18 protein-coding genes are annotated in these 20,637 nt (G+C 62.4%); 11 read left to right on the top strand and 7 right to left on the bottom strand.

Translation table 11 applies throughout. From position 1 onward, the window contains the following. The first annotated feature begins 3 nt into the window (after window positions 1-3). From hisA to tatC, 8 genes are all read left to right on the top strand, one after another. Window positions 4-777, top strand: a complete 774-nt coding sequence (gene hisA, locus C8C92_RS00745) for a 1-(5-phosphoribosyl)-5-[(5-phosphoribosylamino)methylideneamino]imidazole-4-carboxamide isomerase (RefSeq protein ID WP_096232615.1) — start codon at window positions 4-6, stop codon at window positions 775-777. 60 nt (window positions 778-837) lie between these two features. Continuing rightward, window positions 838-1,599 (top strand): imidazole glycerol phosphate synthase subunit HisF, encoded by a 762-nt coding sequence (gene hisF / locus C8C92_RS00740; RefSeq protein WP_096232613.1) that lies wholly within the window; start codon window positions 838-840, stop codon window positions 1,597-1,599. Between the two features lie 26 nt (window positions 1,600-1,625). Next, entirely contained in the window at window positions 1,626-2,063 is a 438-nt protein-coding gene (gene hisI, locus C8C92_RS00735) for a phosphoribosyl-AMP cyclohydrolase (protein WP_071074999.1), read from the top strand. Further along, a complete protein-coding gene (locus C8C92_RS00730) occupies window positions 2,060-2,431 on the top strand; it encodes a phosphoribosyl-ATP diphosphatase (protein ID WP_034753849.1) in 372 nt (123 codons plus the stop codon). The genes hisI and C8C92_RS00730 overlap by 4 nt, the downstream gene beginning before the upstream one ends. A gap of 15 nt (window positions 2,432-2,446) precedes the next feature. Beyond that, the gene (locus C8C92_RS00725) at window positions 2,447-2,818 is read left to right on the top strand and encodes a histidine triad nucleotide-binding protein (protein ID WP_099761542.1); all 372 of its coding nucleotides are present in this window, start codon (window positions 2,447-2,449) and stop codon (window positions 2,816-2,818) included. An 80-nt stretch (window positions 2,819-2,898) separates the two neighbouring features. Further along, complete coding sequence (gene tatA / locus C8C92_RS00720; RefSeq protein WP_071075001.1) at window positions 2,899-3,135, top strand: Sec-independent protein translocase subunit TatA; 237 nt, start codon at window positions 2,899-2,901, stop codon at window positions 3,133-3,135. A gap of 48 nt (window positions 3,136-3,183) precedes the next feature. Beyond that, window positions 3,184-3,717 carry a Sec-independent protein translocase protein TatB gene (gene tatB / locus C8C92_RS00715; RefSeq protein ID WP_116742759.1) on the top strand — a complete coding sequence of 178 codons (534 nt, stop codon included), beginning with the start codon at window positions 3,184-3,186 and terminating at the stop codon, window positions 3,715-3,717. Further along, window positions 3,714-4,469 (top strand): twin-arginine translocase subunit TatC, encoded by a 756-nt coding sequence (tatC, locus tag C8C92_RS00710; RefSeq protein ID WP_099761547.1) that lies wholly within the window; start codon window positions 3,714-3,716, stop codon window positions 4,467-4,469. Before tatB ends, tatC begins: the two co-directional genes overlap by 4 nt. An 83-nt stretch (window positions 4,470-4,552) precedes the next feature. Here tatC and C8C92_RS00705 read toward each other — a convergent pair whose 3' ends face one another. From C8C92_RS00705 to C8C92_RS00685, 6 genes are all read right to left on the bottom strand, one after another. Next, entirely contained in the window at window positions 4,553-5,086 is a 534-nt protein-coding gene (locus tag C8C92_RS00705; protein ID WP_116742758.1) for a hypothetical protein, read from the bottom strand. A gap of 166 nt (window positions 5,087-5,252) precedes the next feature. Next, on the bottom strand, window positions 5,253-7,112 hold the full coding sequence (locus C8C92_RS00700) for a DUF885 domain-containing protein (RefSeq protein WP_116745798.1): 1,860 nt from the start codon (window positions 7,110-7,112) through the stop codon (window positions 5,253-5,255). Window positions 7,113-7,280: 168 nt separating this feature from the next. Then, window positions 7,281-7,769 carry a hypothetical protein gene (locus tag C8C92_RS00695; RefSeq protein WP_096232605.1) on the bottom strand — a complete coding sequence of 163 codons (489 nt, stop codon included), beginning with the start codon at window positions 7,767-7,769 and terminating at the stop codon, window positions 7,281-7,283. A gap of 55 nt (window positions 7,770-7,824) precedes the next feature. Then, complete coding sequence (locus C8C92_RS27690) at window positions 7,825-9,489, bottom strand: DEAD/DEAH box helicase (protein ID WP_347708480.1); 1,665 nt, start codon at window positions 9,487-9,489, stop codon at window positions 7,825-7,827. A 286-nt stretch (window positions 9,490-9,775) separates the two neighbouring features. Beyond that, complete coding sequence (locus tag C8C92_RS27685) at window positions 9,776-12,019, bottom strand: hypothetical protein (protein ID WP_243420075.1); 2,244 nt, start codon at window positions 12,017-12,019, stop codon at window positions 9,776-9,778. Continuing rightward, on the bottom strand, window positions 12,016-13,959 hold the full coding sequence (locus C8C92_RS00685) for a prolyl oligopeptidase family serine peptidase (RefSeq protein ID WP_116742757.1): 1,944 nt from the start codon (window positions 13,957-13,959) through the stop codon (window positions 12,016-12,018). The genes C8C92_RS27685 and C8C92_RS00685 overlap by 4 nt, the downstream gene beginning before the upstream one ends. Window positions 13,960-14,159: 200 nt before the next feature. Between C8C92_RS00685 and hemE the strand changes: the two genes are divergently transcribed. Together hemE and C8C92_RS00675 are read left to right on the top strand one after the other, a co-directional pair. Beyond that, window positions 14,160-15,245, top strand: a complete 1,086-nt coding sequence (hemE, locus tag C8C92_RS00680) for a uroporphyrinogen decarboxylase (RefSeq protein WP_071075009.1) — start codon at window positions 14,160-14,162, stop codon at window positions 15,243-15,245. Window positions 15,246-16,085: 840 nt separating this feature from the next. Beyond that, complete coding sequence (locus C8C92_RS00675; protein WP_116742756.1) at window positions 16,086-18,125, top strand: primosomal protein N'; 2,040 nt, start codon at window positions 16,086-16,088, stop codon at window positions 18,123-18,125. Window position 18,126: 1 nt separating this feature from the next. On the opposite strand, the gene C8C92_RS00670 is transcribed toward C8C92_RS00675, so the two are convergent. After that, complete coding sequence (locus C8C92_RS00670; RefSeq protein WP_099761563.1) at window positions 18,127-19,017, bottom strand: ArgP/LysG family DNA-binding transcriptional regulator; 891 nt, start codon at window positions 19,015-19,017, stop codon at window positions 18,127-18,129. A 129-nt stretch (window positions 19,018-19,146) separates the two neighbouring features. On the opposite strand from C8C92_RS00670, the gene C8C92_RS00665 reads away from it, so the two are divergent. After that, window positions 19,147-20,595 (top strand): dihydrolipoyl dehydrogenase, encoded by a 1,449-nt coding sequence (locus C8C92_RS00665; RefSeq protein ID WP_116745797.1) that lies wholly within the window; start codon window positions 19,147-19,149, stop codon window positions 20,593-20,595. Window positions 20,596-20,637: the final 42 nt, after the last annotated feature.

Here is a 20,637-nt window from a genome sequence, read left to right as displayed (position 1 = left end):
ACCATGCTGCTAATTCCCGCCATCGACCTGAAAGACGGTCACTGCGTACGCCTGAAACAAGGCGATATGGAACTTGCCACCGTATTTTCCGAAGACCCGGCCGAGATGGCCCGCCATTGGCTGATGCAAGGCGCGCGCCGGCTGCACCTGGTCGACCTGAACGGCGCCTTTGCCGGCAAGCCGAAGAACGAAGGCGCCGTCAAAGCCATCCTGAAGGCGGTGCAGGATTTCGCACTGGAAAACGATATCGAGGAAATCCCCGTGCAGCTGGGCGGCGGTATCCGTGATCTCGACACCATCGAGCGTTATCTCGACGCCGGCATCACCTACGTCATCATCGGCACGGCGGCCGTGAAAAGCCCCGGCTTCCTGCACGACGCCTGCGGCGCCTTCCCGGGCCATATCATCGTCGGCCTCGATGCCAAGGATGGCAAAGTGGCAACGGATGGCTGGAGCAAGATGTCGGGCCACGAAGTGATCGACCTGGCGAAAAAATTCGAAGCCTACGGCGTCGAATCGATCATCTACACGGACATCGGCCGCGACGGCATGATGGGCGGCATCAATATCGACGCCACCGTCAAGCTGGCGCAAGCGGTCAAGATCCCCGTCATCGCCTCGGGCGGCTTGCACAATATCGGCGACGTGGAAGCGCTGTGCGCGGTCCAGGCCGAAGGTATCGAAGGCGTGATCTGCGGCCGTTCCATCTATGAAGGCACGATCGACCTGGCGCAGGCGCAAGAACGCGCCGACGAACTGACCGACGCCGCCGTTTAAGCCAGCCCGGCCGGGGTGCGCCTGCGCGTGCCCTGGCCTGGCGACAATCTGGAACCCATCATGCTTGCAAAACGTATCATCCCCTGCCTCGACGTGACCAATGGCCGCGTCGTCAAAGGCGTCAACTTCACGCAATTGCGCGACGCCGGCGACCCGGTGGAAATCGCCCGCCGTTATGACGAGCAGGGCGCCGATGAAATCACTTTCCTCGACATTACCGCGTCGAGCGACAATCGCGGCCTGATCTTCGACATCATCGAAGCCGTCGCCTCGCAAGTGTTCATTCCGCTGACCGTGGGCGGCGGCGTGCGCGTGGTGGAAGACGTGCGCCGGCTGCTCAACGCGGGCGCCGACAAGGTCAGCATCAACACCTCGGCCGTGACGAACCCGCAGCTGGTATTTGAGGCATCGCAAAAGCACGGCTCGCAATGCATCGTCGTGGCCATCGACGCCAAGCAGGTGTCGCCCGGCAAGTGGGAAGTGTTTACCCATGGCGGGCGCACTGCCACGGGTCTGGACGCCTTTGCATGGGCCAAAAAGATGGAAAGTCTGGGCGCAGGTGAAATCTTGCTCACCAGCATGGACCGCGATGGCACCAAGGTGGGCTTTGACCTGGGCTTGACGCGCGGCGTGTCCGACGCCGTCAGCATCCCCGTCATCGCTTCGGGCGGCGTGGGCGGCTTGCAAGACCTGGTCGACGGCATCAAGGTGGGCCGCGCGGATGCCGTGCTGGCCGCCAGCATCTTCCACTATGGCCAGCACACGGTACAGGAAGCCAAGCGTTTCATGGCGCAGCAGGGCATTCCCATGCGTCTGGCGTAAACAAAATAGTACCCAGGATATAGAACATGCAAAACGGAACCATCGTAGCAAGCAATGCCAAGTGGCTCAAAAAGGTCAGATGGGACGAGCACGGCCTGGTGCCCGTGATCGCGCAGGAAGCGGGCAGCAATGATGTGCTGATGTTCGCCTGGATGAACCGCGACGCGCTGGCGCGCACGGTGGAACTGGGCGAAGCCGTGTACTGGAGCCGTTCCCGCAAAAAACTGTGGCACAAGGGCGAAGAATCGGGCCACACGCAAAAAGTGCTGGAAATCCGCCTCGATTGCGATGAAGACGTGGTCTTGCTGAAGATCGAGCAAGCTGGCGGCATCGCCTGCCATACGGGCCGCCATTCGTGCTTCTTCCAGAAGTTCGAAGGCGACGAAAAAACGGGCGAATGGCAAATCACCGACCCCGTGCTGAAAGACCCTGAGACGATTTACGCGGAAAGCAAGAGCAAATGAGTGAAACTTTAAAGCGCCTGGCCGCCGTGATCGAATCGCGCAAGCTGGCCAACGGCGGTGACCCCGCCACCTCCTATGTCGCGCGCCTGTTTGCCAAAGGCGACGATGCCATTTTGAAAAAAATCGGCGAAGAGGCGACGGAAACGGTGATGGCCGCGAAGGATGCGCGCCGCGACAACGACCCGTCGAAGGTCTTGTACGAATGCGCCGACCTGTGGTTTCACTCGCTGGTGATGCTGGCGCAGTTCGACCTGACGCCGCAGCAGGTGCTCGACGAGCTGGCGCGCCGCGAAGGCCTGTCCGGCCTGGAAGAGAAAGCGGCACGCAAGGATGAATTGCGCGACGCCGGCGAAACAGACAAACACTGACCTACTGGAGCGTGCGTGGATAACTGTATTTTCTGCAAGATTGCTGCAAAACAAATTCCCTCGACCATCGTGTATGAGGATGACGACTTGCTGGCCTTCAAGGACATCAACCCGGCCGCCCCCGTGCATCTGCTGCTGATCCCGAAGCGCCACGTGGCCAGCCTGTCCGACTGCGACGACAGCCACGCGGACATGCTGGGCAAGCTGCTGCGCCTGGCGCCGAAACTCGCTGCCGAATTCGGCTGCGCCGTCACGTATGAGGCCGATGGCACGCCCGCCGGCGGCTTCAAGACCATGATCAACAGCGGCCCGAACGGTGGGCAAGAGGTGTATCACCTGCACATGCATGTGTACGGCGGCCCCCGCCCCTGGCGCGGTCAACACTGATTTCGCTGTGCGCCGGGTTCACGTGTATACTACCGGCATTGGTCGACGCTATTCGGGCACCGTCCCGCAAGGAGAATGTGATGGGTTCATTGAGTATTTGGCACTGGGTGATCGTTCTGGTCATTGTGATGCTGGTCTTCGGCACCAAGAAACTGGGCAATATCGGCGGTGATATCGGCAAGGCCGTCAAAGGCTTCAAGGATGGCGTCAAGGGCGACGATGACGCGCCGGCAGCCAACACCCCTCCTGCTGCGCCATCGCAAGTGGCCGACAAAAGCACCATCGACGTCGAGACGAAAGAGAAAAGCAAGTTCTGATAGCGTGGCGGGGCGCTTGCCTCGTCCGGTAACAGCCCTTGTCCGCTTATGATCGATCTCGGTCTCTCTAAAATCGCCATCATCGGCGTGGTTGCGTTGATAGTCATCGGCCCTGAAAAGTTGCCGAGAGTGGCGCGCATGGCCGGTACCCTGTATGGCCGCGCGCAACGCTACCTGAACCAGGTGAAATCCGAAGTCTCGCGCGAAATTGAAATGGAAGAGCTGAAAAACCTGCAGAAGGAAGTGCAGGATGCAGCCCATTCCGTCAAGCAAAGCGTGGAGAAATCCATGCATGGCGTGGAAAACTCGATCTCCGGCAACCTGGCCGAGGTGGAAAACGCCTGGCGCGGCGATTCCAGCGCGTATGATGGGCACCACGATGCGCATGAAGCCATGCTGCGCGCCACCAATGAAGACCTGGCCCGCAAGGCGCGTGAATTCCGCCGCAAGAAGCTGGTGCGCAATTCCGCCATCCCTGGCTGGTACAAGCAGCGCCATGGCGGCAAACAGCACGTGCAGTCGGCGGCCGCCCGCGTGGCGCGCTTCCGTCCGCGCGCCAGTTCCTCCTCCTTTTACTCATGAGTAGCAAATCCCCGGTGGAAGAAACCTTTATCTCGCATCTGGTCGAGCTGCGCAACCGCCTGGTCAAGGCCTCGATCGGTATCGCCGTCGTCTGCGCCGTGCTGTTCTACTGGCCCGGCCCCTCGCAAATCTACGATTTTATTGCGGAGCCGATGATCGCTTCGCTGCCGGCCGGCTCAAAAATGATCGCCACCGGCGTCATTTCGCCGTTCCTGGTGCCAATGAAAGTGACGTTGGTGATCGCCTTCATCGTCGCCTTACCCTGGGTGCTGTACCAGATGTGGGCGTTTATCGCGCCCGGCCTGTACACGCATGAAAAGCGCCTGATCGCGCCGCTGGTCATTTCCTCGTCCCTGCTGTTCATGGCCGGCGTGGCCTTCTGCTATTTCTTCGTGTTTGGCCGCGTCTTCCACTTCATCAGCGATTTTTCGCCATCGTCGATCGCGGTGACGCCCGATATCGAAAACTACCTCGATTTCGTCATGTCGATGTGCCTGGCCTTTGGCGCGACGTTCGAAGTGCCCGTGGTGGTGGTGATCCTCGTGCGCATGGGATTGGTTACTATTGCGAAACTCAAGGAAGTGCGTCCCTACATCATCGTCGGCGCTTTCGTGATTGCCGCCATCGTCACACCTCCGGACGTGGTCAGCCAGTTCTCGCTGGCCATCCCCATGTGCCTGCTGTTCGAGCTGGGCTTGCTGGTGGCGCCCATCTTCGTCAGGGCCACCCAGGCGCCGGAAGAAGCGTCCTAGACGGCAGCCACAGGCGCAGACAAAAGCCGCTGACCTCTCTCGGGAGCAGCGGCTTTTTTATTGCCAGAGGGGGATGTGAGTGCTTACTGCAGCATCAGTTTGCTGAGGATGCCCAGGTTGAGCAGGATCAAGGTACTCATCATCCAGTACACGTGTTTCATGTCCGCGCCCTGGCGCAAGTCCAGGCGTTCCAGGCGGGCCTCGAATTTTTGCTCGGAAGTAGCGAATCTGGCATTGAACTTCTGCTCGGAGTTATCGAATCTGGCATCGAACTTCTGTTCAAGTGCATCTATTCTGCTATCGAACTTCTGTTCCAGTGCATCTATTCGGCTATCAAGTTTCAGTTCCAGTGTATCTATTCTGCTGTCGAGTTTCAGTTCCAGCGCATCTATTTTCATATCCAGGGCTCCTACCCTGGTGTCGACTCTTTGCGCCACCAGCTTGATTTCTCCCAGCATATTGCGCTCCAGCGCCGCCAGTTCGCCATGCACGACGACTGCCGACCCCAGCACATCACCCAAGGCTGCCGCATGGGCTTCCGCTTGCTGCGTGGGCACGCCGGCCGAGGCGAGGCGTTTGGCGTATTCGAGGGTGTCGAACTGGATGGGCATATGCATGGACGCTCCTGACTACCACCCTAGCAGAAAAATCGGCGATTGCCAGTGAGGAGTGCGGTGGCGCCTGCCTTCCCGTCAGCTTAATGGGCAGGGGCGCTGGCGGTTTGCGGCGGCGCAAACGGATGCAGCGCCGCAGCGCCCTTTGCAAGCTGACGGCGAGCGCCGCTTAGTTCATCAGTTCCTTGATGACTTTCACGGGCGCGCTGCCGTAGCTGAGGAATTGCTCGTGGAAATCCTTCAGCACGAATTTGCTGCCCAGCGCTTGCTTGCGCTGTTCGCGCAAGTCCATGATTTCGCTGTAGCCGCTGAAATAGCTGGTCAGTTGCACCGAGCTCAGCTGCACGCGGCGCCATTTTTCCGTCGCTTCACGCTTGGTCTGGAAGGCCTGGCGCGTCAGCAGGTCCAGCGCCTGCTCTTGCGTCATGCCCTGCACGTGCACGCTGTAGTCGAGGATGGTGTTGGTGACGCTGCGCAAGTTCCACTTCGAATACATCAGCCACATTTCCGGCGCATTGTTGCCATAGCCCGATTCAAGCATCATGCGTTCGCCATACACGGCCCAGCCTTCGATCATGGCGCCGTTGCCGAAGATCGATTTGACCAAGGACGGCGACTTGTTGGCATACACGAGCTGCGTGTAGTGGCCAGGGATGGCTTCGTGGATGTTCAGGATCTGCAAGATCCAGTGGTTGTACTCGCGCAAGCTGCTTTCCGCCTGTTCCGCCGTTTCGCCGTCGAGCGGGGTCACGTTGTAATAGGTGCGGTCCTGCGGACGGTAGGGGCCGGGCGCCTCGATGCTGGCGCCGGCCACGCCGCGCTGGTAAGCGGGCGTTTCACGCACGACCAAGGGCTTTTTCGGGTCCATCGTCAGCAGGTTGTGGCTGGTCACCCATTCCTGCAACTCGGGGATCTGGCGGCGGATTTCCGGCACGAAATCGGCGGGCGCCACGTGATTGCTGGACAGCTTGTCGATCACCATGCCGATCTTCGCCGTGCGGTCCACCGGCTTGGCCGTGGCGCCCATGGTTTTCACCCACAGCTCGTCGGACAGGCTATCCATGTGCTCAAGCAACTTTTCGCGCGCGGCCAGGGCTTTCTGGTACATCTGCTCGGCGCTGACGCTGGCCTGGATATCGTAGGCAAATTTCTGTTCGTACAAGTCCTTGCCGATGTGGAAGGAGCGCGCGTTGCCGTTCTGCGCCAGCGCGGCATCCTGCTCCGTCAGCCAGGCGGCATAGCCTTGCACGGCCGAGCGGGCCGCGGCGATGCGTGCGTTGTACAGCTGTTTTTCGAGCGGCGTCAGGATGGACGCCTGTGCCGTTTTGTTCAGGTCGTCAAGCACGCTGAGCACGCCGGCGCTCTGGGCGATGGCCAACTGCGTGTGTTCGCGCGTGGGGTTGATGATGCTGGCGCGCGCGGCCGCATAGTATTGCGGCACGCTGGCGATGCGCTTGAGCAGGGTGCGCAGGCGCTGCGGCTGCGCCGCGTATTCCGTGTTCAGGATGAAGTCGATGGAGCCGGCCACGTTGTACTGGGCGGGATTCCATTCGAATTCGCGGAAGGTGGTCAGATACCAGCGGTCCGATTGCAGTTTATTCGTCAGCAAGGCCAGGTCGGTACGTTGCTTGTCCGACATTTTGCTCGCATTCAGCTTGCCGAACTTGCCCAGCCATTCTTCGATGAAGGCCAGTTGCTTCTGGCGGTTGGCCGCGTCGGGAATGCTCAGGTTGGCGGCGCCATCGTACTTGCCGACCGAAATCGCGCTTTCCGGGTCCAGGCGCCACAGGGCCGTGAGGAACTGGCCGCTCAGGTTATTCATGGAGCGGTCGCTGCTATTCTCGCTGGCGACGGCGGCGACCGTGGCTGCCGTGGCGGCACTGACGACGGCCGCTTTCTTGGTGACGGTTTTTTTCTTGCTGCTGCTGGTACTGGCCTTGCCGTTCTTCTGCGGCTTCTTGGCGGCGCTGGCCGGTGTCAGGGTAAAGGCCAGCATCAATGCGGCGAGCGCAACTTTATTTCTTGTCAGCATAGTTTATCTCTTGAATATTTTGTTGTTTGCCCTCATCAGAAAATAATAAACTGATAATATAAGTAACAAACAACTATTGAAAGGTTGGCTTTGCTTGCCAGGGCGGCCAAAGATTAGCATTAATTGCCGCGCTTGCGCAGTTTTTTGCCAGGCCAGCCAGCCCCGCTAGACGACGATGGCGCTGCCTTGCAGCATCTCCTGCTGACGCGCATTGATGGCCGCCACGGCATCCTTGCCGCGCGCCATGCCGGTGGCGTGGATTTCGATGTCTTGCGTGTAACGCTGGCTGACGCGCACCGTATAGGACTGGAACAGCCAGCTCCAGAAATTGGTTTCGTAGACGGCTTCATCCATGTCGCGCCATTTGACACCCATGAGTTTCTTTTTCCACGGCAAGATGCCGGAGGCCAGCCACACGCCCGCCTCATCAATGTACAGCTGATAGCTGCGGATGGTCAGCAGGCGGTAGCCGACGATCAGGGCCGAGCCGATCAGCACCACGAAGGCGGCGCGCGCGTTGTACTTGAAGGCCAGCGGCAGGGCGGCAAAGAACAGCAGCACGGCAATGACGAAAGTGCTGACATAGGCGGTCCAGGATTTGCCGCACAGAAAGGTGGCGCGCTGGCCGGCGCTGGTGGCGATGTAGTCGGTCATGGGGCAAGAAAGAAGAGCGGAAAAACGATCATCGCATGGAACGCGGCTTCGTCGTTCATTTTTTCAACCCCTCTTGCAGCATGCCCAGCATGTCGCTTGCCGACATGCGCGCGGCTGCATCGCTGCCTTCCAATAAACTGTCGGCCAGGTCGCGCTTATGCTGGTGCAATTCGACGATGCCTTCCTCGATCGTGTGTTTCGCCACCAAGCGGTAAATGGTGACGGGACGCAATTGCCCCATGCGGTGGGCGCGGTCCGAGGCCTGGTCTTCCACGGCCGGATTCCACCACGGATCCATGTGGATCACATAGTCGGCCGCCGTCAGGTTGATGCCCATGCCGCCCGCTTTCAGGCTGATCAGGAAAACGTCGCCTTCGCCCGCCTGGAAGGCATCGACGCGGCGCTTGCGCTCCTGCATGGGCGTGCTGCCGTCGAGATACTGATAGCTGACGCCATGCTGTTCCAGGTGCTGGCGGATCAGGCTCAAGTGGTCGACGAACTGGCTGAAGACGAGCACCTTGTGGCGGTTTTCCAGCAAGCCCGACAGCAGCTCGGCGAAGGCCGCCAGCTTGCTGCTGGCCAGGCCCAGTTCCGGCGCCACCAGTTGCGGATTGCAGCAGGCGCGGCGCAGCTTCATGATTTCGGCCAGGATCTGGATGGCTTTCTTCGACGCCGGCCCTTCCACCATGGCCAGCTTTTCCAGCGCTTCGCGGCGTAACGATTCGTACAGCGCCGTTTCCTGCGGCGACAGTTCCACTTCCAGCACGATTTCCGTGCGCGATGGCAATTCGGACAGCACTTGCGTTTTTGTCCTGCGCAAGATGAAGGGGGCGATCAGGCGGCGCAAGCGCAGGCGCGCGCCGGCCGCCGCCCGCTTGTCCTGATCCTTTTCGATCGGTCCCGCAAAGCGCAAATTAAACTGGTCGAGGGTACCCAGCAAACCGGGGTTAATAAAACGGAAAAGATTCCACAGTTCGCCCAAATGGTTTTCCAGCGGCGTGCCGCTGGCCAGCATGCGGAAATCCCCTTGCAAGGCCATCACGGCTTGCGAGCGCTTGGTGGCGCCATTCTTGATCGCCTGTGCTTCGTCGAGCACGATGGTATGCCAGCGCACGCCGGCAAACAGGGCCGCTTCCTGCTGCAGCAAGCCATAGCTGGCCACCACCAGGTCGAACGGCTGCAAGGTATCGAGCATGTCGGCGCGGTCGCCGCTGCCGAACAGTTTGACCTTCAAGGTGGGCGCAAAGCGCTGCGCTTCGCTGATCCAGTTCATGCACACGGACGTGGGGGCGACCACCAGGGTGGGGCCGTTGGGTGCGCGCGCCAGGATCAGCGCCAGCGCCTGCAACGTCTTGCCGAGTCCCATGTCGTCGGCCAGGCAGGCGCCCACGCCCCAGTGCGCCAGGCGCGCCAGCCATGCGTAGCCGGCCAGCTGGTAGTCGCGCAAGTCCGCCTGCAGAGTGCTGGGCAGCTGCGGCTGATAGTCGTCGAGGGCGCGCAGGCGCAGCAAGTGTTCGCGCCAGAGTTTGTCGGCCTTCACGCCGCCCGCATCGTTGGCCAGCTCTTCCAGCGCGAAGGCGGCCAGCGGGTGGATGCGCACGCCATCGGCATGCGCTTCGCCATACGCGGCCAGCTCGGACAGGCGGCGGTGCAATTCGTCGCTGAGGGCGAGGAACTGGTTGTCGCCCAAGGCCACGAAGCGGCTTTTATTGTTCTGCATCAAGTCGAGCAGGGCGCGCAAATCCATCACCTTGTCTTCATCGATCTGCACTTCGCCGCTGGCGGCAAACCAGTCTTTTTCGCTCTTGATATTGAGGCGCATCTGGCCGCTGTCGATGCGTTTCGACACGCGCATGGTTTCGCCTTCGGGCCAGGCCAGCACGATACCGGAGCCGACAGCGGCGGGATCGAGCGCCTGCAGCTCGACCAGCAGTTGCAAGCCCAGGGCAGGCTGGCCCAGCAGCCACTCGCCGTGTTCTTCTTCCGCCTCTTCCAGCACCAGGCATTTACCGATCAACTGGCGCTGCGCTTCGCGTTCGGCATTCAGGTCGCGCCGCGCTTGCACGGCACGGCCCGCCACGTCGGCAAACACGCTTTCGGCACCGCTGCCGGGCGCGTAATAGGCGCCGTTGTCGAGCAGGGGGCGCACTAAAATCTGCATTTTCAAACCTTGCTGATACGGCAGCAAATGCACGTGCAGACGGTGGTCGGCCGTGATGACTTCCGCGTCGCCGGCGCCGCCGCCGATATCCGATTGCACGGTGACCATCGATGAAATGGCGCCGATCGCCTGCATCACCTGTTTTTTCCGCATGCAGCGGTACGGACAGACCCAGGCCCACGATGGCGCCGATACGCCGGTGCTCGTCGAGGATGTGCACCACGCGCAAGCGTGTCGGCGTCTCGCGCTGCACCACGACGTTGCCGCCGTTGTCGGGTAATGGCGGCTGCATGCCCAGCCACAGCTGCCCTTCGTGCGACTTGATCAGCAGCTCGGGCGCGCCGGCGATCAGTTCCACGCGCGTGTCAGGATGGTCGAGCCAGAACACCAGCGGGTGGCCCACCAGCAAGATGGCGGCCTTGTCCAGCTCGATTTCATAGCGCGGTGCAGACGAATAATATTGTTTGAACGGTGCGATGCTGCCGGCCGCGCGGGCGTCTTGCGGCGTGAGGAAATCGATGTCGCCCGCCTCTTCGGCCAGGCGTTTGAGGCCCATGGCGCGGCCCTTGCTCCAGCCGCCGCGCGCGTCGCGTTTCTGCTCGCGCACTTCCACGGCCGTCAGGCCGAAACGCGGGTCGAATGCCACCAGCCACACCAGGCGCGAGACGCTGCCGATGGCTTCGGCGGGTGCGTTCTGTTGCAGGTTGATCAGCGCGCTCAGCTGGCGCTGCCACGCTTCCTGGCGCTCGAACCACGGCGCCATGTCCGTCAAGCCATGCTGCGCCCGCTTGGCCGTCGCATAGCGCTCCTGCTGCGGCTCGCCCAGCAAGCCCAGCAAGCCGGCCGCCTGCGCCGCAATCAAATCATAGCCGGCCGCGTCGGCTTGCTGCACCAGCAGGCGCAATTGATCCTTGCGCTCGTTCAATTGCGGCAGCGCCAGCCAGTAGTACAGCAAGGCCTGGAACAGCTGCGCCTGCAAGCCCGTTTCCCAGCTGCGCGTGGGGATGCTTTCCGCCAGCATGACGCCGGCACGCACCAGGCGCAAGGTATTGAACTGCTGGTAGACGATGCTGTCGTGGTTCGGCTGCGCGTGCAGCGCGATATCGAGGTAGGTTTCCGCGCTTTTCAGCAGCTTGGCGTCGTTGCCGCGCAGCAGGGCCAGCACGTACAGGTGGCCGCCGATGCCCGTAAAGCACAGCTTGCGCTTGCCCGCCTCCTTGCGCAATCCTTTCAGGGCTGTTTCAAAGCCCGCCACGGCCTGCGCGTGTTCGCCGCGCAACAGGGCGATGCTGCTGTCGACAAACAGCGCCTGCGGCCCCTGCTGGCCTGCCAGGTAGCGCGCAGCGGCGTCGAGTTCGCCGCACAGCAGGGCATCCTCGGCCAAGGCCAGCGGCAGAGCGGCGCCGATATGGTCGCCGGCCGCCGCCTGGCGCGCGTGGTGCGCGCGCGCATAGCTGCGGATGGCGTGCGCCGTGGCCGGCTCGCGCGGGGCGTTGCCCAGCAGCACGGCGAGGATGTCATCCTGCAGTTGCGGCATGACGAAAGACAGCATTTCCGGCTCGAACGGGCGGCCGAAAATCTCGATCAGCGGATGCAGCTGCTGCGCTTCATAGCACGCCATGCAGGCGGCCAGGATGGCGGCCACATGGCGCACTTCGTCATTGCGCAGCAGGGCGATGCGCAAGCGCGCCACGCCTTGCCGGTAGCTGCGCAATTCCACATAGCCATCCCAGTTGCGGCGCACGGGGTTGATGGTTTCGATGGCCTGGCACAGGTCGCGGAACGCCAGGTGTTCGATGGCGGCGCGCATGGCGGGCCAGCGCAGCTTCGCTTCGCAGGCATAGCCGCGTCCCACCACTTCGGACGCCAGCGCGTGCCGCGTCAAATGCTGCAGCATGCCCGTGACGGTGAGCAGGGCAAACGGCGTGCCGTCCGGCTCGACGACATTGGCGCGCTGCAAGTGTTCATACACCGCATGCTTGCCCACCGGCTCGCCCGCAATCGCCAGCAAGGCCAGGATCATTCGTTCGTGCTGCTCCAGGGCGGCGAATTCGTCCAGCAGGAGCTGGTCTGCATGCGGATCGGTCATGCGGGCAAGTTGGCTATCTGCACGGGAGGCTCGCCAGCCGCCACGGGCAGGCCGAATACGCGCTGGTAGAAATACAGTTCCGCTTCCAGCGTGCGCACGATGTTTTCCGCCTTGCGGAAGCCGTGTCCCTCGCCTTCGAGCGGTACATACGCGACGGGCACGCCGCGCGCCTGCAGGGCGTCGACCATCTGTTGCGACTGTTGCGGCGGCACCACCTTGTCATCGAGGCCCTGGAAGAAGATCATCGGGCGCGACAATTTATCCGTGTGGTGGATGGGCGAGCGCTCAAGGTACAGCGCCTCGGCTTGCGGCTGCGGGGCGATCAGGTAATCGGTATAGCGCGATTCGAACTTGTGCGAATCGTCGTCCAGGCCCTTCAGGTCGGACACGCCATAGTAACTGGCGCCCGCCTTGAAGACGTCGTGGAAGGTCAGGGCGCACAGGGTCGTCAGGCCGCCCGCGCTGCCGCCGCGCACGATCAGGCGTTCCGGGTCGGCCAGGCCGTTGGCGGCCAGGTAGCGCGCGCCGGCGATGCAGTCTTCCACGTCGACGATGCCCCACTGCCCGCGCAGCGCGTCGCGGTATTCGCGGCCGAAGCCGCTGCTGCCGCCATAGTTAACGTCGAGCACGCCGATGCCGCGGCTGGTCCAGTACTGCGTCGCCAGTTTCAAGGTATTGCTGGCCATGCTGGTGGGGCCGCCATGGCTGATGACGATGACGGGCGGTAATGTGCCTGCCGGCGCCTGCACGTCGCCATTGGTCGGTGCATAAAAGAAGGCGTACGCCGTGCGGCCATTGCTGCTGGTAAAACTCAAGCTGCGCGGCACGGACAGGTAAGCCAGCGCGGGCAATTGCGTGATCGATTGCGCCAGCACTTCCAGCTCATGGTTCGACAGGTCGATGCGCGCCAGTTCCAGCGCGATGGTGGGGCTGCCGCCCAGCAGCGCGACGAAGCCGGGGCCCACGCGCAGTTCGCGGATTTCCTGGTACGGGTGGGGAATCGGCTCCAGTTTCGCCTCGGCCACATTCAATTGCGCCAGGTAGCTGATGCCGGCCTGGATATACGTGCAGACGATCTCGTCGTCGGACAGAAAACCGTACATGCTGGCGCCGAAGGTCCAGTGCGGCGTGGCAAATTCCGCTTCCATCGGGCACAGCGCCTCGATGTCGGCGCCGTGCAGGCGGTACAGATTCCACCAGCCGCTGCTGTCGGAAACGAAGTGCAGCAAGCCGTTCGGCGACCATTCCGGCTGGCAAATCGACTCGCGCGCGCCGCCGGCGATCAGGCGTGGTGAGCCCAGGCTGCCGTCCGCGTGCACGTCGGCCAGCCACAGTTCCGTGCCTTGCCACGGCAGGCGCGGGTGGTCCCAGCTGATCCAGGCCAGCTGGCTGCCGTCCGGCGACAAACGCGGCGCGGCATAAAAGTCGTGACCGCGCGCCAGCACCGTTTCACACCCGTCGAAGCCGACGGCGGCCAGGCAGTTTTCCGGATGCGCGTGGCCTTCTGCCGGATGCTGCTCGCGCACGGCGATCAGGCGGGCACGGGCCGCATCGACGATGAAGTCCGCGTGGCGCGTGTTGCCACCCGTGGTCAACGCTTCGGGCGCGGCGTCGCCGGCCACGCGGTACAGGCAATTGTCGGCGAAATGCGAAAAATACACGGTATCGCCGGCCACGGCATACGCGCCACCGCCGTATTCATGCACGCGGGTGCGCACATTGAACGGCGCTGGCGTGAGTTCATCGACCCGCGCGCCGCGCTGGCGCAGCAGGGTGTTGCGGCCCGCCTCGCTGGCGCGTCCGGCCAGCCAGAATACATCGGCGCCATCCGCCCCGCCCAGGGCCAGTTGCGTCAGCGGCGAGGCGCCAGCGGCGACGATGGCCGCGCTGATCGGCGATGGCCAGATGCCATAAGGGGTGCTGGATGCGGTCGAGGTCATGCGGGCTCCGTGTCGTGGTGGAAAGAGGGGGGCCTCCAGGCGGCGTCAGGCAGCGCGGCGGCGTGCATCATCATAAAGGAAGGGCCGGCACAACGAAAGTCATCGCTGTGCGTGGCAAATGCTGCAAAGCGGCACCGGAATCAATGATTTGGCGGTGATTGGATGCGATAATACCGCTTCTCCCAGCTCGATTGCCTGCCATGCCACAATTTGCTCCGCTCCAGAATGACACTTTCCTGCGCGCCCTGCTGCGCCAGCCGACCGAGCACACCCCTGTCTGGCTGATGCGCCAGGCGGGCCGCTACCTGCCCGAATACCGCGCCACGCGCGAGCGGGCCGGCTCCTTCCTGGGCCTGGCAAAGAATCCCGATTACGCCACCGAAGTGACCTTGCAGCCGCTGGAGCGCTTCCCGCTCGACGCGGCCATCCTGTTTTCCGACATCCTGACGGTGCCGGACGCCATGGGCCTGGGCCTGTATTTTGCCGATGGCGAAGGTCCGAAGTTCGAGCGTCCGCTGCGCACGGAGCAGGATGTGAAGGCCTTGCAAGTGCCGGACCTGGAGTCGCTCGACTACGTTTTCAAGGCCGTCACGCAAATCCGCACGGAACTCAATGGCCGCGTGCCGCTGATCGGTTTTTCCGGCAGCCCGTGGACCCTGGCGTGCTACATGGTGGAAGGCGGCGGCTCGAAAGAGTTCCATACCATCAAGAAGATGTTGTACAACCGCCCCGACCTGATGCACCACATCCTGGCGATTAACGCCACGTCCGTGGCACAGTACCTGAATGCGCAAATCGATGCCGGCGCGCAAGCCGTGATGATCTTCGACTCGTGGGGCGGTGCGCTGGCCGATGGCGCCTACCAGGAATTCTCGCTGGCCTACATGCAGCAAGTGGTGGCGCAGCTGAAACGCGACAAGGATGGCGTCAAGATTCCCGCCATCGTGTTTACCAAGGGCGGCGGCCAGTGGATCGAACAGATCGCCGACATCGGCGCCGATGCCGTGGGCCTGGACTGGACCGTCAACCTGACGCGCGCGCGCCAGCTGGTCGGGCATAAAGTGGGCTTGCAGGGCAATCTCGACCCGGCCATCCTGTTCGCCAGCCCCGAGCAGATCCGCGCCGAAGTGGCGAAAGTGCTCAACGCCTTTGGCGCGCCGTCGGCAGGCACGGGTCACGTGTTCAACCTGGGCCATGGTATTTCCCAGTTCACGCCGCCGGAATCGGTGGCAGCCATGGTGGAAGCCGTGCACAGCATGAGCCGCGCCATGCGCAGCGGCCAGTAAGCAAGCGCATTGCCCTGGCACAGGGGTAGAGAGGCAGGCTTCCCCGCGGAAGCCTGCCTTTTTCTTTGCTGCGCCTTAGCAAGAAATACCGACTTATGCACAATTTTTTTTGCTGCGGAAATAAGAGGCAGTCGAAAATCCATGCCCGGGGATGCTCTGCAAGTACTTGATTATTAAGAAATAAAAAATGCCTTGCCCGGCGGACTTTGTTGCAATTGATAAGGTTATTCTTCCGTTCGCCAGCCTTATTCCTTCATTGTCCACAAAGTTATCAACAGATTCTGTGGATAAAATTGAAAAGTATTTTGTTAACCGATACTTAGCGTCGATGTTCAGATTTCACCTGAAGTGCATGTTGCACTGCATGATCATTCAACAATGTTTCGCCGCGCGCCAGGCAAAACCGAACGCTTGCCCGGCAATTGTCAACTTTGCCGCCTATGGTGGAGATTTTTGCGCAAGGCATGCATCAAAACGGTGCTTATTCCTGTATAAAAAAATCAGAAATGGTTCAGTTATGCACAGCGGCGGAAATGCCCCACGGATTTATCGCCTTCCGGGGATCAATTTTTAAGTCATTGATTTTAAATAGTTAATTTTTCTTGCGTGCCCCTCTTGACGGCGATCAAAATTTTCTGTCCACATTTTTATGAAAGTTAATTTTGCTTTGTCCACAAAGTTATCCACAGAATTTTCTTCAGGCATGATGACACGCTGTGCTGCCTGCGGTTAGGCGTTTGACGGACGAAACAAGTATCATGGCCCGCTGGCTTGATGCCTGACCTCCCGCCGCGCGATGGACCCTGCCGCGCGCTTTTTTATAAGATAGGCCAACTCCCCATGTCGCAGTGCCTTTTGACGTCGTGCATCCTGAAAATCGCGCTCGACACGCCCCTGAACGCCCTGTTCGACTACCGCTGGAACGCGGCGGCGGACGTGCCGCTACCGCAAGTGGGGCAGCTGGCGCTGGTGCCGTTTGGCCGGCGCGAAGTGATGGGGCTGATCGTCGGCATCTCAAGCAGCACCGACGTGCCCGCCGCGAAATTGAAGGACGTGCTGGCCGTGCGCAGCCAGCTGGCGCCGCTGTCGGAACAGTGGCTGGCGCTGGCCGCCTTTGCCGCCGATTACTACCAGCGCCCGCTGGGCGAGGTGGCGCTGCCGGGTTTGCCGAAGAATCTGCGCGTGCTGACCACCGTGGCACTGGACCGCGCCATCAAGAAGCTGGCCAAGCTGGCCGATGCGCACGACGGCACGCCGCTGAACATGCCGGCCCTGAATGCCGCCCAGCAAGAAGCGGCCGACGCCATCGGCGGCGCCTTGGGTTTCAAGCCGACCTTGCTGTACGGCGTAACGGGCAGCGGCAAGACGGAAGTGTATCTGCAAGCCTGCGCCCAGGTGCTGGCGCGCGACGAGGCGGCGCAAATCCTCATCCTGGTGCCGGAAATTAACCTGACACCCCAGCTGGAAGGCAATATCCGCGCGCGCTTTCCCGGCGTCATGCTGGCCACCTTGCACAGCAGCCTGTCCGAGGGCGAACGCATGCTGCACTGGCTGGCCGCCCACCAGGGCCAGGCGCGCATCGTGCTCGGCACGCGGCTGGCCATCCTGGCGTCCTTGCCGAAACTCAAACTGATCGTCATCGACGAGGAACACGACCCGTCCTACAAGCAGCAGGAAGGCTTGCGCTATTCTGCGCGCGACCTGGCCGTGTGGCGCGCCTGGCAATTGCAGATTCCCATCGTGCTCGGTTCGGCCACGCCCTCGCTGGAAAGCTGGCACCACGCGCAGACGGGGCGCTACCGCAAGCTGGAACTGCGCGAGCGGGCGGTGAAAAATGCCGTCTTGCCGCGCGTCAAGATCCTCGACATGGAGCGCGACAAGCCGAAAGATGGCCTGACCTCGCATCTGGTGGCCGCCTTGAAACTGCGCATGGAGCGCGGTGAGCAGTCGCTGCTGTTTTTGAACCGGCGCGGCTATTCGCCCGTGATCTGTTGTGAATCGTGCGGCTGGATCAGCAATTGCACGCGCTGCACCTCGTTCATGGTGCTGCACAAGCCCGAGCACCGGCTGCGCTGCCACCATTGCAGCCTGGAATTGCGCATTCCCCGCCATTGCCCCACCTGCGGCAACGTCGACTTGCAGCCGCTGGGACGCGGCACGCAGCGGGTGGAAGAAGGTTTGCAGCAATTGTTTCCCGAGGCGCGCATCTTGCGCATCGATGCCGATTCCACGCGCAAGAAGGGCAGCGCGCAGGAAGCGTTCGACACCGTGCACCGGGGCGAAGTGGATATTCTGATCGGCACGCAGATGGTGGCCAAGGGCCACGATTTCAAAAAGCTGACCTTGGTCGGCATTTTGAATCCGGACACGGCCTTGTTTTCGCAGGATTACCGGGCCAGCGAACGGCTGTTCGCCCAGCTGATGCAGGTGGCGGGCCGGGCCGGGCGGGCCGCGCAGACGGAAGGCGGCAGCGTCAGTGAGGTGCTGATCCAGACGCGCTATGCGCGCCATCCGCTGTACGACGCCGTCGTCAACCACGACTACGACCATTTCGCCACGACCTTGCTGGAAGAGCGGGCGCAGGCGGCGTTGCCACCGTACCTGTTCCAGGCCCTGCTGCGCGCCGAGGCGCCCGAGCTGGCCACGGCCATCGAATTCCTGCAGGCGGCCAAGGAGTGTATGGCGCACCCGCAAGTGACCATCAATGACCCGATTCCCATGAGCATGACGCGCGTCTACAACGTGGACCGCGCCCAGCTGCTGCTGGAATCGCCCTCGCGGCCGGCCCTGCAGGCGTTTTTAAAAGAATGGTTAAGTGAGCTGCGCGCCATGAAGTCGCGCGTGAAATGGTCGCTGGAAGTGGACCCGCTGGATATTTAAATTACTGCAGGTAATCGCGCGCCGATTTGACGATCTGCTCGGACAGCAGCTTGGTAAACGGCGTGTCCAGAGTCCACGCATGCCAGCTCAGCGGCATATCCAGGGTGCTGCCCGGCAGCAGATCCACGAGGCGGTCCGTTGCCAGCGCTGGCGCGGCCAGGCGCTGCGGCATCAGGCCGTAAGCCAGTCCATCCTGGACGCAGCCGCGGCGCGCCGCTTCCACGGGTAAAGTATGGTGCGGAAACGGTTCACGCATGCTCAATTTTTCAGCAAGGAAACGTGCCAGCAAGCCGTGCTGACCCACCACGGCCGGCGCCAGCTGCACCGCCTCGGCACTGAAACCATCGCCGAACCAGTGGCCCGCAAACACGGGTGTGGCCACGCAGACATAGCGCAGGGTGCCCAGCGGCGTGACGCTGGTGGCCGCCGCCGCGTCCAGTGCTGTGCCGGACTCGGCCGCCACGCAGCCGAACACGGAGCCGTCGCGCACCATTTGCAAGGCGCTGTCGCTGTCGGCCAGGCGCACGTCGAGCTGGCAGCGCGGCGGCGCCAGCAGGGCGGATAAAGTGTCGGGGAACCAGGTGGCCAGGCTGTCGGCATCGATGGCGATGGCGATTTCCGGCATGCTGACGCTGTTGCCCAGGTCGATGTCGAGCGACGCTTCCATCAGCTTGACGTTGCGGTGATGCACGATCAGGCGCTGACCCAGGCCCGTCGGCACGGCCGGCTGGCCACGGATGATCAGCAGGCGCCCGCTGGCGTCTTCCAGCGCCTTGATGCGCTGCGAGACGGCCGACTGGGTGATGCCCAGCGCCAGGGCGGCCTTGTCGAAACTGCCATGGCTGGCCACGGCGTCCAGCACGGCCAGCGCGCGATAATCGAGTGATCCCATTAGCTCAGCTTATAAATTCTAAAAATGATTAGTTATACTAATACATATATTGCAGCAAAGTAAAACCTTATTTTCGGCAAACGGGTAGTATCGAACGCTGTGAGCAACCTCAGTGGGATGGACAGCACGATGAAAACACTACAAGTGGATGTGGCCGTGATCGGCAGCGGCACGGCCGGCATGACGGCGCACAAGGCGGCGCGCATGCAGGGCAAGCGCGTGCTGATGATCGAAAGCGGGCCGTACGGCACGACCTGCGCGCGCGTGGGCTGCATGCCCAGCAAACTCTTGATCGCGGCGGCCGAGGCGGCCCATGCGGTGGCTGCCGCGCCCGCTTTTGGCGTGCATCCGGGCCCCGTGCGCATCGATGGCCAGCAAGTGATGGCCAGGGTGCGTAGCGAGCGCGACCGCTTTGTCGGTTTCGTCCTCGATGGCGTCAATGCCATCCCCGAGGAAGAAAAACTGCGCGGCCATGCGCGCTTTATTTCCCCCGGCACATTGCAGGTGGATGAACACACGCTGGTGGAAGCGGCCAGCGTGGTGATTGCCACCGGTTCCACGTCCATCGTGCCGCCCGAGTGGCGGGCGGCGGGCGACAGAGTCATCACCAGCGACGCCGTGTTCGAATGGACGGACTTGCCGCAATCGGTGGCCGTGGTCGGCGGCGGCGTCATCGGCCTGGAGCTGGGCCAGGCGCTGGCCCGCCTGGGCGTGCGCGTGACCCTGTTTGCGCGCGGCAACAAAGTCGCGCAGCTGACGGACCCGCTGGTGCTGCGCGAGGCGGGCGCCGTGCTGGCGCGCGAACTCGACATCCGCTTCCAGACCACGGTGGCGCACGTGGAAAAAACATCGGATGGCAGCGGCATCGTGCTCACCAGCCGCGATGGCGCGGGCGCGGAAAAAACCGAGCAGTTCGAGTATCTGCTGGCCGCCATCGGCCGCCGTCCGAACGTGGACCACATCGGGCTGGACACGGCGCAAATCGAGCTCGACCGCCACGGCATTCCCCTGCATGACCCGCACACCATGCAGTGCGGCAAGAGCGCCATCTTTATCGCCGGCGATGCCGACAACGCCTTGCCGCTGCTGCCCGAAGCTGCCGACGAGGGCCGCATCGCGGGCGAGAATGCGGCGCGCTTTCCTGACGTCAAACCTGGCTTGCGCCGCACGCCGCTGGCGATCGCCTTCACGGAGCCGCAAATCGCCACCCTGGGCGCCACCTACCAGCAACTGTGCGTGAGCCACGCGGGCCGCTTTGCCGTCGGTGCCGTGTCGTTCGGCAACCAGGGCCGCAGCCGCGTGATGCTGCAAAACCAGGGCTTGCTGCGCGTGTATGCAGAGTTTGGCAGCAAGCGCTTTCTCGGCGCCGAACTGATCGGCCCACGGGCGGAACACCTGGGCCACTTGCTGGCCTGGGCATGCCAGGCACAGCTGACGGTGCCGGCCATGCTCGACATGCCGTTTTACCACCCCGTCATCGAGGAAGGCGTGCGCACGGCCTTGCGCGAGCTGGCGCTGCACCTGGAAAAAGACCCGGAACACGCACCGGGCTGCGCCGATTGCTCGCCTGGCGTCTGATGCAATTTTTGTATTTAAACAATTTTGTAGACAAGCGCACAT

It is taken from the genome of Janthinobacterium sp. 78 (assembly GCF_003096775.1).
GTDB lineage: Bacteria > Pseudomonadota > Gammaproteobacteria > Burkholderiales > Burkholderiaceae_D > Janthinobacterium > Janthinobacterium tructae.
The sequence above is the reverse complement of the archived record's forward strand: the minus strand, read 5'-3'. Positions and strand labels throughout refer to the sequence as shown.

What these genes read in the sequence shown, in the direction of transcription:
- hisA (WP_096232615.1), top strand. Translation starts at nt 4, where the DNA reads ATGCTGCTAATTCCCGCCATCGACCTGAAAGACGGTCACTGCGTACGC.
- hisF (WP_096232613.1), top strand. Translation starts at nt 838, where the DNA reads ATGCTTGCAAAACGTATCATCCCCTGCCTCGACGTGACCAATGGCCGC.
- hisI (WP_071074999.1), top strand. Translation starts at nt 1,626, where the DNA reads ATGCAAAACGGAACCATCGTAGCAAGCAATGCCAAGTGGCTCAAAAAG.
- C8C92_RS00730 (WP_034753849.1), top strand. Translation starts at nt 2,060, where the DNA reads ATGAGTGAAACTTTAAAGCGCCTGGCCGCCGTGATCGAATCGCGCAAG.
- tatA (WP_071075001.1), top strand. Translation starts at nt 2,899, where the DNA reads ATGGGTTCATTGAGTATTTGGCACTGGGTGATCGTTCTGGTCATTGTG.
- tatB (WP_116742759.1), top strand. Translation starts at nt 3,184, where the DNA reads ATGATCGATCTCGGTCTCTCTAAAATCGCCATCATCGGCGTGGTTGCG.
- tatC (WP_099761547.1), top strand. Translation starts at nt 3,714, where the DNA reads ATGAGTAGCAAATCCCCGGTGGAAGAAACCTTTATCTCGCATCTGGTC.
- C8C92_RS00705 (WP_116742758.1), bottom strand. Translation starts at nt 5,086, where the DNA reads ATGCATATGCCCATCCAGTTCGACACCCTCGAATACGCCAAACGCCTC.
- C8C92_RS00695 (WP_096232605.1), bottom strand. Translation starts at nt 7,769, where the DNA reads ATGACCGACTACATCGCCACCAGCGCCGGCCAGCGCGCCACCTTTCTG.
- C8C92_RS27690 (WP_347708480.1), bottom strand. Translation starts at nt 9,489, where the DNA reads ATGCAGAACAATAAAAGCCGCTTCGTGGCCTTGGGCGACAACCAGTTC.
- C8C92_RS27685 (WP_243420075.1), bottom strand. Translation starts at nt 12,019, where the DNA reads ATGACCGATCCGCATGCAGACCAGCTCCTGCTGGACGAATTCGCCGCC.
- C8C92_RS00685 (WP_116742757.1), bottom strand. Translation starts at nt 13,959, where the DNA reads ATGACCTCGACCGCATCCAGCACCCCTTATGGCATCTGGCCATCGCCG.
- hemE (WP_071075009.1), top strand. Translation starts at nt 14,160, where the DNA reads ATGCCACAATTTGCTCCGCTCCAGAATGACACTTTCCTGCGCGCCCTG.
- C8C92_RS00675 (WP_116742756.1), top strand. Translation starts at nt 16,086, where the DNA reads ATGTCGCAGTGCCTTTTGACGTCGTGCATCCTGAAAATCGCGCTCGAC.
- C8C92_RS00670 (WP_099761563.1), bottom strand. Translation starts at nt 19,017, where the DNA reads ATGGGATCACTCGATTATCGCGCGCTGGCCGTGCTGGACGCCGTGGCC.
- C8C92_RS00665 (WP_116745797.1), top strand. Translation starts at nt 19,147, where the DNA reads ATGAAAACACTACAAGTGGATGTGGCCGTGATCGGCAGCGGCACGGCC.